Consider the following 13247-nt stretch of genomic DNA (forward strand, 5'->3'; position numbering starts at 1 on the left):
GGAGGTGGTTGAATGGATCTCAAATTCCATTTCTTCCCTGCGGCATTTCCCGACGAGACACTACATAGCGTGCTTTCTCGTTATGCACGCCTTTGCGGTGTTCGCAGCTTCAAAGCAGCTTTCGCCGGAGTAAGATCACCAGCGGCTTTTTCGCAGAGTGTGGCTTTCCCAAGTCACTTGGACGATTTAATCGAAGCCCTTCCTTGCGGTACGGGCTTGTCGGTGACCGAGGTTATCAAGCGTCACACGCTATTGCCCTACTACGCCCCCTTTGTTAGCCAAGATCAAGTGGATCAGGCCCAGGCGTTGATGGCGGGCGATGGAACAGGGCTTATGCTCAAATTGGGAGTCAATGCGAGTCGTCTCGAGTTCGCTTCCAGAACGCGTTTTTGCCCAGAATGCGTAGCCCAGGATCAGGTTCGAGTCGGAGTCGCCTATTGGCATCGGGTTCACACGCTCCCTGGCGTGCTGGTGTGCCCCCATCATGGCACCGTGCTCAACATCGTGGATCATCGCTGGTTCAGTCGCAATTCTCGGCAACTCAACCTGCCTGGCGATGACAGTGTGCAAGCACACTCGATACCGCTTCATGTCCCATCGATCTGTCTGCCGACGCTACACGACATAGCGCTGCGCTCACTGCTGGTGCTCGAATCTGAGGTTCGTGCTCTGTCGACCTCCAAAGTGCGCTCCACGCTTCTGCAAGGGGCCGCCGAACAAGACCTTACATCCAAGGCCCGTCGCTTGCATCTACGGCGCCTTGCGCAGCATATGGCTGTATTTTTCCGAACACTTCCGAATGCCTGGGAATATTCGGTACTCAGCGAGACTCGTGAGGGTATCCCCGCCACATGGGTCACTAAGCTACTGCGCAAGCCAAGAGACTCCCACCATCCTCTCAAGTACATCCTGTTGGCCTGCGCACTGAGGGTCAATATGGAGAGCGTGCTCGGTAAAAGGACATTATGTGAGCCACAGACAGCGCCTCCTCTAAGGGCTGTCACTCCACCCCCAAAGTGCGTGCCACCGATGTTTGCCATCGAGGGGCTGGACTGTATATCGACATCGGTGTGGGAACATGCGCTCGCGGGCGCCGATGCGATAAAGATCGCATCCGTACTAGGGGTTTCCCTGGTCCACGTCTACCGGACCATCCGTGGCGTGGAAGGTGGGTCAGAGGCCTGGAAAGAGGCTAGGTTTCTCAGCCAGATCCGCGAAAGACGAATGGTCTTTGATGCTGAATATCGCTTGCAGAAGGCACATGACTGTCGGGGGTACGCTTGGCTGTACCGTTGCGATCGGCCTTGGCTGACGGAATGCATTGCGAAACGAGCTGCCGACCATGCAAACAGAGCGGATAGCGCTGACATGTTCGCCGCTCTCGATGTGAGACTTGCCAAGCAAGTCGGGCAATGTGCCCGAGCTCTTCGCTCTTTGCCGGGAAAACCTGTCCGGATCTCACGTACTAGGATTGGCCGAGAGCTTCACGTGCTGTCCCGTTTCGAGAAACAACTCTCCAAACTACCCCTCTGTGCAGCAGCACTCATCGAGGTTTGTGAGCCTCTCGAAGAGTTCCAAAATCGACGATTGTGGTGGGCGAGGCAAAAGCTTCGTTCGGAGGGAAAGTCCGTAAGCCAGTCGTCTCTCTACAGGACTGCGAGTATCAGGCTTAGGATTTAGTCAGATGATGATCGGGTGCCGCGTGTTAAAAATCCTTACCCTGGTACAGGTTGGCGTGTGTTACAAGGGGCCGACCCCGGGATATGTGTCCTTTGCGAGCCCTACCTTTTAAGTCGATAACTGATGTCTGATCTGCTTTTTTTCCCTATTTCGATGCCGGACGAGATGTTGCATTCTCGTATCACCCGCTATCACTATCTGTCAGGTAACAGAACCGAAGCAGAGACCTTTCATGATCTGTTCGACTCGACTCCATTTGGCGTTGGAATGCTTCCTAAACAGATCGAGGTTCTCGCGGCGAAGCTGCCGGGTGATAGAGAGCGCAATCTCGACGAGCTAATCAGCATCAACACTACTTTTCCAGTCTATCGGCCTTTTTTGGGCATGCGCGACGATGCGGAAAAAGGAGCTGACGGAAGCATTGTTTCTGAAGTGGCGCGTGTACCGCGTCGAGAAGTAACGGTTCACGGAAAGGCTAGGATCTGTCTCAGCTGCGTACAGCAGGATCTTTTGGAACTCGGCTATGCCTACTGGCATCGTTCACACCATGTGCCTGGTGTCATGGTCTGCTGGCGTCATGGCGAGCGGCTTATTCATGCCTGCCCAAAGTGTTCTCACCCATTTTATCGGAGATACAAATTACTCCCGAGCTTAACCGAACAATGTGTATGCGGTTGGAGTCCGTTAAAAGCTGCAGAAGGGACGAAGGCATCGGATGTTGAGATGAAGTTTGCAATTTTCGCGCATGAAGTTCTTCAGCGTAATCTTCCATCGGTGTGCAGTAAAGTTCTTTCCTCCTGCCTTGTTCGGCAGACTAGAAAACGTGGCTTCACTCACGGCGAACTAATCAGTACTGCAAAGTTGATTGATAGCATTAGAGCTAAGTTTGGGGATGAGGTTCTGTCGCAGATGGACAGGGCTTTTGACCAAGGGAAGCTTCAGACCTGGATTAGATTTAGGGTTTATAAAGGCCTGATCGATATGCCGTTAGCCCGGCATTTGATTATCGCGCTCCATCTGTTCGGCAGTGTCGAAAAGTTTGAATTGTCCTTGAGAAAAGAGTTAGTTCTTTTTAGCGCTGCTAATTCTGGGACGCCTTCAAAAGTTAAGCAGGGGCGGCCGAGTAAGAAGGAGCGACATCGACAGAAAATAGAAACGCTTATGGCGCTATGCGCCGATATTAACTTAGAATATCTCTGGGCGAATGCTTATCAAGCTACTAGATGGATTACAGAACATGATAACTCATGGCTTATGGCGAAACTCCGCGCAGTGAAACACGAGCCCATATCGGTAGAGGAGGCTAGCGACCCACGAGATCCGTCATATGCTGACATCATTCAAGCACGGGTCGATGATTTGTATCGAGTTACCAAAGATCAGAAGCGTGTAAACATCGGCAATCTCCTGAAATTGCTTCCAACCCGCATGAGCCCTATACCAGCAATCCGTAAACAGAAATTTCCTTTAGTCACGCAGATGGTTGAGCGTCATCTTGAGTCTGTCTGGCATTTTCGATTAAGGCGCTTGGTGTGGGCTATTGCGGAAATGCGAAGGCTAAACCTTCCTTTGAACACTGGAAGTCTCAAGTTAGTCTCAACGGTACCTGCTCAAGTTTTCCCATTACTTTTCAGCTTCTTTGAGTGGGATCTGGAGCATTTCGTCAAAAACGGCATTGGGCCAGAGACCTTACTCAAGTCAACCGGTGTATTGCGGAACTGGGAAGGCCCTCCCGGCTACGATGTCATTTTGGGTGGACATGCATACCGTCGGAGGACGCGCGACGTCGAGCTCTCGGGGCCGATGTAAAACCAGGGCAGAGGGAGTTGCGCTGTAAGCGGCCAGCGAACACACCCTCCGATCTCGAGCATTAAGGACGATGGTGTCCACGTATTTTTAGGTGGACACCATCGCTCTTATGGTTGGGATCGGGTGGGTGAATTCGCCGTACGCTTAGTGCGCCAGTTAAAGCTGGCGGAGGATAGTCGATGAAAGTTCGATACTGGTAAGAAATGGCGAATCAACCAGGCCCCGAGTCATGCATGTTGCACCGTGAGGTGCAGTGTGAAGCGTTGACAGGGGAAACCTATGGGCCAGCCATTGAGCCGCGTAATCAGGAATTCGGGATGCCGATGCTGTTAAGCGAAGCAAAAGGCAATACGGAGCATGGCGTTATACGCCAGTCATGCTCTGATCCCGCGCGGTCGGAGACCCTCTGCAGGTCGGGAAGTCCTTAGCACAGAAACTGGGAGATCTCAGCGGCGCCCGGTGCGAAAGCACCGGGCGGAGCAGGAAAGGCCCAAAGCCGTAACCCTGCTGTCTACGCCGCTGAGAAGTCGGATACGTCCGTAGTGCCTGAGAAGCCATCGAACAAAGGGCCTGGCCCTGCGGAGATAGTGGAGGAAAGGGACGTAGCCAAGGGAAACACCAACAAGCCTCCCGCGCCCCGGACACTGAGCCGGATCAGTTACGTGTCGATGGGAATTGAAGGTGTACGTGAAGCAGCCCGAAAGAATAAGGGCATGCAGTTCACGGCTTTGCTGCACCACATCACACTGCAGTTATTGGCGCAGAGTTTCTATGCCCTGCGCCGCGATGCAGCGGTAGGGGTGGACGGCATGTCGTGGCGGGAATACGAGGAAGGTCTTCTCCAGCGGGTAACCGATTTGCACGCAAGGCTCCACGGTGGAGCCTATCGAGCAATGCCATCGCGCGGGTCTACATTCCAAAAGCCGATGGCAGGCAACGCCCGTTGGGCATTACCTCTCTGGAGGACAAGATCGTACAGCAGGCAGTCGTTACCGTTCTGAATGCGATCTATGAAGAGCACTTTCTGGGATTCTCGTATGGGTTTCGGCCGAGACGTAGCCAGCACGATGCGCTGGAGGCGTTGAAGGCGTTGAAGGGCCAGAATGCGCATTCCACGCCATCCGGCCACCCATTCCACGTTCATCCGGCCAGGCAGTCGGAGCGCAGCGACGCAGGTTTGCATTGTTAGTCTGAAGTCCCTGCCGTCGTCAATTTCGTTGCGCGCCTGCGCATCGATTCGCCCTTCAGTTCGATTTGATAAGCGTTGTGCACCAGCCGGTCGAGGATCGCATCGCCCAAGGTTGGATCGCCGATCAGCGCATGCCATTTGTCCACCGGCATCTGGCTGGTCACCAGTGTCGAGCGGTTGCCGTAACGATCATCCAGCAGTTCGAGCATGTCGCGCCGTTGCGCTGCGGTAAACGGCGCCAGGCCCCAGTCGTCCAGGATCAGCAAGTCAGTCTTGGCATAACCCGTCATCAGTTTCGCGAAGCGGCCGTCGCCGTGGGCCAGGCCCAGTTCTTCCATCAAGCGCGGCAAGCGCAGATAACGCACGCTGTAACCGTCGCGGCAGGCCTTATGAGCCAGCGCGCAGGCGAGCCAGGTTTTGCCTACGCCAGTTGGGCCGCCGATGATCAGGTTCAGGCCGTCGCGAAGCCACTGGCCGCTGCCCAGTTGCAGGATCAGGGCCTTGTCCAGGCCACGCGGGCTGCGATAGTCGATGTCTTCCAGACAGGCGTTATGGCGCAGTCGTGCGGCTTTCAGGCGAGTCGTCAGGCGGGCGTCTTCGCGCTCGGTCAGCTCGCGGTCGACCATCAGGCCGAGGCGCTCGTCGAAGCTGAGATCGTTGATGTCAGGCGTTGCGTGTTGTTCGCCAAGCGCCTTGATCATGCCGTGCAGGCGCAGGGTTTGTAGCTTGTCGAGTGTCGGGTTGGGCAGCATGTTGGTGCTCCTTTTTCACGTCAGTGGTAGTAGCCAGGGCCGCGCAGGTTGATGTGTTCTTCGGGCAATAACGGCAGGTTTTGCTGGGCCAGCGGTAGCCGTTCCAGTCCTTGGCGCAGGATCGATTCGAGGCTTTTTTAGCTGCACGCGCCCAGTGCCAGCGCACGCTGGCAAGCGGCTTCCAGCCGCTCTTCGCCGTGCTGTTTGCTCAGGCGCAGGATGCCCAGGCAGGCGCGGAAGCCATGCTGCGGGTGGATTCGGCGTTCGAGGATGTAAGCGATGATGCGGCCGTATTCGGGCCTGTCTGCTCTGCCCAACGGATCAGTCGCTACGGCGTCCACTCGGCGTGTTCGAGGTGGCTCTTGGGCATGTGCTCGATCTGGGTGGTGTGGCGGCCTTTGTGCGGCGAACGCAGATGGCTGGCCACGCGCTGGTTGGCGTGGAAGCACTCGACGGTCTGCGCGGTCAGGCGTACTTCGAGTTGGTGTTTCACCAGTTGGTACGGCACGGAGTAAAAATGGCCGTCGACTTCGACATGGTAGTCGATGTGGACTCGCACCTTTTTCCACTCGGCGTAGATGTAAGGGTGTTCCGGCAGCGGTTCTAACGCCGGTTGGTCGATGATCTCGAAGGCCGAACGGCGTGAGCCGGGCAGCTTTTTGAAGGGCTTTTGATTGAGCCGATCCAGCAGCAGTCCGATGGCCGTGTTGAGTTCGCCCAACGAGAAGAACTGGCGGTTGCGCAGCACCGCCAGGATCCAGCGCTCGACCACTTGAACACCGACTTCGACCTTGGCTTTGTCCTAGGGTTTTCGTGAGCGAGCGGGCAATACGACGACGCCGTAGTGCTCGGCCAGATCGCGGTAACTGGGGTTGATATCGGGCTCGTAACGGTGCGCCTTGGTCACGGCACTGCGCAGATTGTCGGGCACCAGGATCTGTGCGGTGCCACCGAAAAAAGCAAAACAGCGGGCGTGCGAGCCCAGCCAGTCGGGCAGTTTCTGCGACCAGGTGGCTTCGGCGAAGGTGTAGCTGGAGGCGCCGAGGACGGCGACGAAAATCTGGGCCTGGCGGATCTCTCCGGTTCGCCGGTCGATGATCGGCACGGTCTGACCCGCGTAATCGACGAACAGTTTTTCGCCGGCGCGATGTTCCTGGCGCATGACCACGTCGACCTTGGCGGCCCAGAGCCGGTAGTGCTCGCAGAACCAGCTGTATTGGAAGCCTTGCGGATGGGTGAGCCGATACTCTTGCCAAAGCAGGGCCAGGGTTACGCCGGGGCGGCGTAGCTCGGCGTGGACACGAGCCCAGTCTGGTACCGGACGTTCATCACTGGGGACAGCGGGCGGCGGCGGAAAAAGATGCCGTTGCAACTCGGCGTCAGTCAGCGCAGACGGCCAGGTAAGGCCGCTGGCAGCGAAGCGATTGAGGTACTCACCGACGCTAGCTCGACCTACTTGCAAGCTGATAGCGACCTGGCGGGCAGATAGGCCGACCTCGAATTTGAGACGTAGCACTTCTCGAATCTTACGCATGGATAACCGCTCCACGACGACCTCTCCGCTTTGATAAAAGAGGTCGATGGTAGTGAATTAATCCTGCGTTGCTGCCTGCCTTAAGGGTGGCCGGATGACCCTGGAATGGGTGGCCGGATGCCCGTGGAATCCGCAGCCAGAAGGTGAACTGGATATTGGATGCGGATATCACGTCGTTCTTTGATGAGATCGACCATGAATGGATGCTGATTGTTGGCGCTGATGTCGAATTGACCCGGTTGCGAGATGTCACTGACCTAGTCTGATTCCTCGCGAACTATTGCCTATGGCGGGTTTTTGCCTATTTGGAGGTGGGTCAGTCTTGCGTCGGCATATAGTTCGATTCGGTATCGGCCTAAACAATGCATGCTTTCCCGCGAAAGAACCTGCGCAAACGCTGCAGGTGGTAGCGGAAGGGCTCCGCAGGTTTTCAAGTCCTGAGAGCCGCATGGGGTGTGCCGAGTACCGCTCTATCAGCGGGCCTAGTGTGGCTGTTCAGGCGACCCCACCCCACTCTAGGGCGTAAAGCACACGGCGAACCTGTTTAGCTCCGATCTCAGTTAAACAAAGCATCACCGGCAAGCAATGGCCGCAGGAAAGGTTCTCGGCTGACATCCAGCGGGAAACGTTAGCCCGGCTCGCAAACACCGACTCTGCATGCAAACAGACACCGGCAATCCGATCGAGCCGTTCGGAGGCGACCTGATCCAAATTTTTTTTGGCATTTCGCCACCGGTTGAGGGTGGAGAGTGAAGCATTGAAGAGCATCGACACTTGGTCATCAGTAAGGTTAAAGGTAGCCCGTGTTGCTTCCACCAAGTCAACGGATACGCCGGTCTTGATCTGCTGCAGCCGCTCTGACTCTTTTAGCCTCTCTAACTGAGCGCAGAACTCCCAAAAAACCTCGATCAGGTGTTGCCGCGAGGCGGTGGCTATTCTGACCTGAGCAGCAGGTGTATTCATACGTCCTCCGATTTCGTTGGATGATCAAAGGTAGCTGCTTACAAAGCAGCAGGGTGGGTTGGCTTACCCATTAGTCTGCTCCTAGTCGAAGTTGTCCTAACGGCCGAACAGTTCATCAAGGCGATCTGAAAGGCGAGCGTTTTTGCTGAGCATCATCAAGCGGCGACGGCCGACATACTTCTCGACTCAGGTGTCACGGATGTTGACGCCGGGTTCCGAGGTAGCTCATCCGAAAGGCGGAGCGCCAACGTCGTATTGGCCCTCAATCACTCATGCTCTCAGCATAGAGGCTATGCGTAACTACCACTCGTCGATTGGCGATCAGTCAGTTTCGTTGGCGCCCTGATAATACTGGACAAAATGCCAGCATTGTCGATACTCTAAGTACTCGTAGTTGTCCAGTTTTTAATTAAAAGCCGATAATCTACTAAGTTTTGAATAGAGTCATATAATATGTTAGCTCTGATTAATTTATCCTGTTAGTTCTTTCTGCTTAGGGCAAGGATTAGTTTCGCGAGTTGGCGACTCTGAAACAAATAGCTAAATGCAGGACATATAAAATGGCTAATGGAAAAATACTTAGGCAACTCTTCAAGGCTGGTACTCTCGGGGACCCTGCGGCATTTCGCCGTGCCTCTGAAGCAATTATTGAAGAAGAGCGTCAAAAGCAGCATCACCTGCTGGCAAACGACTTAGAACAGATTCTCTACGGCGGCGACATGCATGCTCAGTCATCTGGTCGTAAACCGCAGTTTGAATATGAAATTCCGGTCGACAAGGAGCGTGGGCTTCCGTTGCTCGATATTAGATCGTCGAAGCGCTCCTTAGAGGAAATTATCCTGCCGGAAACCAGTACGGACATGATTGAGGAGATGCTGGAGGAGCACCGAAGAGCTGACGTGCTCCGAAGTTACGGGATGAAGCCTTCAGGCAAGATCATTTTCTTCGGCCCTCCAGGTTGCGGTAAGACGCTCGCGGCCGAAGTGATTGCTTTCGAACTGGATCGCCCTCTAGCGATCGTTCGTCTCGATGCCTTGGTCTCCTCCTTCCTCGGCGAGACTGCAGCGAATCTGCGTAAAGTCTTCGATTTCATCGCACGGCATGATCTGGTCGTGCTTTTCGATGAGTTCGATGCCATTGGTAAGGAGCGCGGAGACAGCGGCGAGCACGGCGAGCTTCGTCGTGTGGTTAACGCCGTGCTTCAGATGATGGACGCCTATGACGGCAGAAGCCTCATCTTGGCTGCAACTAATCACGAAAACATTCTCGATTCCGCTATCTGGCGCCGCTTTGATGATGCTATTGAATTCCCACTGCCAAATCAGAAGCAGTTGATCTCGTTACTGCAGCTCAAGCTACGTGGCACTCGCCGACAGTTTGAGCTCGATGACAAGGAACTGCTGAGCGAGTTTGAAGGCAAGAGCGGTGCTGATGTCGAGCGCGTTGTTCGCCGTGCAGTTAAGCGCATGATCCTGAGAGGCCAAGAGTTTCTGACGATCAAGGAACTACGTAGCGCGCTCGTGCGAGAAGGCCTGCGAAAACATTAACGACCTGCAATCAAGGATGATGAATTGGCAACGTACAAACACCTGACCATCGATCGTGAAAGCCTCAATAACCGCCGGCGAACCAAGAATCCTCCTAGGTTCAAAAAACAAGGCGACCTTCGAGGGCATGGTCAGAAGCTCAATGCTTATTTCGCCACCGCTGCAGCAGACGCGCGAAAGCAACTGAGGTCTGCTGAGAACTCACCGTTCGTGCTCAAGATCAGGTACGACGGCGCTATGACCTTCGAAAACCTGCAAAAGCACGGTCTTGAATTCATTAGCCAGGAAGACAAGCAGCTGTGCGTGGTATTCGCGACTGAGGCCGGCCTGGCCATGTTTCAGGAGCACCTGAACAAACTCGGTGTAGCAGGACAAACGGTCACGTATCGTCAGATCCTTGAGGCTATTGAAGGCATTGACAGCTGGTCAGCCGAGGATCGTAAGAGTTGGGCTCTGCGCCATATCGGGCTGCCTGACACTGATACTTTCAAGCTAGATGTCGAGCTTTGGCCACACCATGTAGCCAACCATCCCGTCCGTGTTCGTCTTTGTACCGCTTTCGAAGCCTGGCTTGCGGAGGTGGGGGTCAGAACGATCCACCGGCTCAACTTCGATAGCTTGGTAATGTACCGCGTCGAGGTCAATATGATCCAGGCCGAGATGATGTTGAACCATGGCGACGTTCGCCTGGTAGACCTCATTCCTCAGACCGGTATCTCCTATCCTCAATTGAACCGAGATATCGCTGAGCTTCCGCGAAACATCCCGAGTCCGGCACAAGATGCTGCGCGTGTCTGCATACTCGACAGCGGGATCAATACAAACCACCCCCTTCTAAGAGCGGCGATGGGGGAAAGTCAGTCGTTCGTCAGGGGGCAAGATGAGTTCGACGAAGCTGGTCATGGAACCGCAGTAGCCGGTATTGCGCTGTACGGAGACGTTGAAGCATGCGAGCGAAGCAATTTCTGGCGACCGGAATTCTGGCTGTATAACGGCAAGGTGATGCGCAAATGCTTGCAAACTAACAATGCCGTTTACGATGAGCACACTGTCGAAGCCACACTGACGGAAGCGGTGGAGCACTTCGTTGAGCTGGGCTGTAGAATATTCAACCTGTCCCTTGGCAATACCAACGCGCCCTATGATGGCACTCACATCAGAGGGTTGGCCTATATCCTCGACGTGCTCGCGCGTAAGCACAACGTACTGTTTATCGTTTCAACCGGAAATTTCAGGGGCTCTGAAGACCCGCTTATCCCCATTAACAGCTGGCGGGAGGAATATCCCGAATACCTTCTACACCAGCAGAGTGTCATCATTGATCCGGCCTCAGCGCTGAACGTTCTGACTGTAGGAAGTTTTGCTCGCCATAACGCTACGTACGACAGCCAACGATATCCTGAAATTCATCAGCTTTCGCCGGCATCTGAAGGACAACCATCTCCGTTTACCCGCCATGGGCCCTCAGTCAAAGGCGCTCTGAAGCCAGAACTGATAGCCCCGGGTGGAAACTTAGCCTGTCCGATGCATCAAGCGGGTGATCAATGGAAGGTGGATATGCGGGGTTTGGGCGTCCTCACACTGAACCACCAATTCCAAGGCAACACTATCTTCAAAGAGATCAGCGGCACTAGTTTCTCGGCGCCTTACATCACCCACTTGGCCGGCCGGTTACTCAACGAATATCCGGAGGCGTCCGCGAATCTTTTGAGGGCGATGTTGGTAAATCACGCTTCTCTGCCTAAGGAAATTGAGTCGACTTTTTCGCGGGATCTGAAAGAGGCCTACAGAGCAAACAAAGCCACTTGGCAGCGGGACATGCCACGTGACGTTGGAGGCTATGGTCAGGTCAGCGAGAGCGATCTCTTCAGATCCTCCGACCACTGCGTAGTTTTGATGTGCGAGGACGCAATCGAGAAGGACTCAAGCCAATTTTATGAACTGCCGCTTCCGAGTTCCTATCTGCGCAAGACTAAGGGCATAAGGGAGCTAAGCGTGACCCTTGCTTACTCACCAGCGGTTCGAACCACCCGGCTAGACTACCTAGCGACCCAAATCAGCTACCGTCTGGTCAAAGGCGAATCCCTCGAGGCTGTTCAGAAATTCTTCAATCACGACAATCAGGATGACGCGAAGACTCGTAATGATGATGCTACCCAGAACCGTGATATTCCAGCACAGCTCCGAAGCCGAGGGACTGTGCAATCGTCCAGGTGGATCTTCAAGCAGCGAAATCCTACCGAAAAATGGTTTGTTGTAGTCACGCGCCAGGACAGGGAATGGAATCATCCCGATGTACTCGATAAGGAGCCTTACGCGTTGGTGGTGACCGTAGCTGATCGTGATAACGAACGAGCTCAGCTCTACACCGAGATTCAGGCAACTATCGCTCAACAAGTGCAAGCTCGCGAACAAGTACGTCAGGAAGCTCGGCAACAGATAAAAATCTGAGCACCCTTTAGATCAGAGCTGTTGCCGTTGATGCGATTTTGGCCCAGTCTGCTGATTTTTACTGAGCCATTTGCAGCCTCTGAGATCCTAGGCAAGGCCATCGTATGCTGAGTATTTGGGCGGGCCAATGAGTTCCGGCAGCATGGTAAAAACCGTATCAGCGCCAACAGTAATGTAGAGACTCGCCCACTCGTTTCATTCGACCAGATCAGCATTTCCATCGAATTTTATCACTATGCTTCGTGATCGTGGAGAGTAGAGAGCGCACTACTGTGGGGATTTATCCCATCTCGTGCTTAACAAATGTCCTGATGTGCTGAAGGAACCGTTCTTGAAACTTTGATATTTTTTTCTGTTGCGGCACTAACATGCTGAAGTCCATTTCGATAGTTGGTTCGAAAGGGCGAAAAATGACGTTTTCGCCTTTGTATTCATGTGCACTAATGGGATCGACCAAGGCGACGCCGGCTCCTAGCTCCACGAACTGGCACATAGGCATTGAAAGTTGTGTTTCAAGGCTCATCCTGCGCGCGACTCCATATGCGGCGAAGATGGAGTCTATGTGTTGGCGCGAAGCCACGGCATGTGGATAGGAAATGAAGCGCTCCCCTTCCAGGTCCTTAGGGCCGATCACTGTTTTATCACGTAGTCGATGATTGAAAGGTAATGCGCACAGAAGTGATGATTGAATAATTTTCTCACCACGAGGGCTGGGATAGGCGTTAGGTTGAGCAATAAATCCCACGTCGCATCGTTCCCCTATAATGGCATCTACGATCTCTCTCGACGATTGCACGATTAACGTGATTTGCGCGTGCTCGTGCATTTCGAGAAATGCGGTGATGGCTCTTGGCAAAAACGACAATCCCAGCGCCGGCGGGCAGGCAATGTGTAGCGATCCGCGCTTCAGATCACTGATTTCACGCGCAGTGCGAGCGATGCGCTCGACGCCCAGTAAAGACCGTTCTACCTCCTCATAAAGCACCAACGCTTCTGGTGTTGGTTGCAGGCGCCCCTTGGTTCGCTCAAACAATGCGAATCCGATGTTCTCCTCTAGCGCACCAATCAGACGTGTCGCTGCTGGCTGTGAGATATGCAGCATTTCGGCGGCACGGGTCACGGTCTGCCCGAGGATGACCGCCCTGAAGGCCTCTAACTGACGAAGATTCATGGCGAGTATCCCCATAACAAAAAGACATGACTTTCACAAAATAAAGCATTTTTCATACTCGTTGTAGCGCCATAGGATCATTGCAACTTCGACTTTGAATCATATTTTCTGGCTCCGAAGGTACGACAGGGGCTGGCAGCGGTGAAAGCAG

At 54.2% G+C, this 13247-nt stretch carries 7 protein-coding genes and 1 pseudogene; 4 read left to right on the forward strand and 4 right to left on the reverse strand.

The features are described 5' to 3' along the window. Positions 1-12: 12 nt before the first annotated feature. Entirely contained in the window at positions 13-1680 is a 1668-nt protein-coding gene (locus Q1W70_RS10180; protein WP_166588878.1) for a TnsD family Tn7-like transposition protein, read from the forward strand. Positions 1681-1803: 123 nt separating this feature from the next. Further along, a complete protein-coding gene (locus Q1W70_RS10185) occupies positions 1804-3489 on the forward strand; it encodes a TniQ family protein (protein WP_166588877.1) in 1686 nt (561 codons plus the stop codon). Positions 3490-4674: 1185 nt separating this feature from the next. On the opposite strand, the gene istB is transcribed toward Q1W70_RS10185, so the two are convergent. The 3 genes and pseudogenes from istB to Q1W70_RS10205 form a co-directional block, all read right to left on the reverse strand. Continuing rightward, positions 4675-5430 (reverse strand): IS21-like element ISPsy14 family helper ATPase IstB, encoded by a 756-nt coding sequence (gene istB / locus Q1W70_RS10195; protein ID WP_166588876.1) that lies wholly within the window; start codon positions 5428-5430, stop codon positions 4675-4677. 20 nt (positions 5431-5450) lie between these two features. Next, positions 5451-6964 (reverse strand): annotated as a pseudogene (istA, locus tag Q1W70_RS10200) (IS21 family transposase). Between the two features lie 495 nt (positions 6965-7459). Next, positions 7460-7927 carry an Xre family toxin-antitoxin system antitoxin gene (locus Q1W70_RS10205; RefSeq protein WP_166588875.1) on the reverse strand — a complete coding sequence of 156 codons (468 nt, stop codon included), beginning with the start codon at positions 7925-7927 and terminating at the stop codon, positions 7460-7462. A 560-nt stretch (positions 7928-8487) separates the two neighbouring features. Between Q1W70_RS10205 and Q1W70_RS10210 the strand changes: the two genes are divergently transcribed. Both Q1W70_RS10210 and Q1W70_RS10215 read left to right on the forward strand, forming a co-directional pair. Further along, a complete protein-coding gene (locus tag Q1W70_RS10210) occupies positions 8488-9474 on the forward strand; it encodes an AAA family ATPase (protein WP_166588874.1) in 987 nt (328 codons plus the stop codon). Positions 9475-9498: 24 nt separating this feature from the next. After that, positions 9499-11925 carry a S8 family peptidase gene (locus Q1W70_RS10215; protein ID WP_166588873.1) on the forward strand — a complete coding sequence of 809 codons (2427 nt, stop codon included), beginning with the start codon at positions 9499-9501 and terminating at the stop codon, positions 11923-11925. A 280-nt stretch (positions 11926-12205) separates the two neighbouring features. On the opposite strand, the gene Q1W70_RS10220 is transcribed toward Q1W70_RS10215, so the two are convergent. Continuing rightward, positions 12206-13096, reverse strand: a complete 891-nt coding sequence (locus Q1W70_RS10220; RefSeq protein WP_166588872.1) for a LysR substrate-binding domain-containing protein — start codon at positions 13094-13096, stop codon at positions 12206-12208. Positions 13097-13247 lie beyond the last annotated feature (151 nt).

Origin of the sequence: Pseudomonas kielensis (assembly GCF_030505375.1) — a bacterium.
Lineage (GTDB): Bacteria > Pseudomonadota > Gammaproteobacteria > Pseudomonadales > Pseudomonadaceae > Aquipseudomonas > Aquipseudomonas kielensis.

Excerpts from the sequence above, each read along its gene's own strand:
- Q1W70_RS10180 (WP_166588878.1), top strand. The coding sequence starts at position 13 with ATGGATCTCAAATTCCATTTCTTCCCTGCGGCATTTCCCGACGAGACA.
- Q1W70_RS10185 (WP_166588877.1), top strand. The coding sequence starts at position 1,804 with ATGTCTGATCTGCTTTTTTTCCCTATTTCGATGCCGGACGAGATGTTG.
- istB (WP_166588876.1), bottom strand. The coding sequence starts at position 5,430 with ATGCTGCCCAACCCGACACTCGACAAGCTACAAACCCTGCGCCTGCAC.
- Q1W70_RS10205 (WP_166588875.1), bottom strand. The coding sequence starts at position 7,927 with ATGAATACACCTGCTGCTCAGGTCAGAATAGCCACCGCCTCGCGGCAA.
- Q1W70_RS10210 (WP_166588874.1), top strand. The coding sequence starts at position 8,488 with ATGGCTAATGGAAAAATACTTAGGCAACTCTTCAAGGCTGGTACTCTC.
- Q1W70_RS10220 (WP_166588872.1), bottom strand. The coding sequence starts at position 13,096 with ATGAATCTTCGTCAGTTAGAGGCCTTCAGGGCGGTCATCCTCGGGCAG.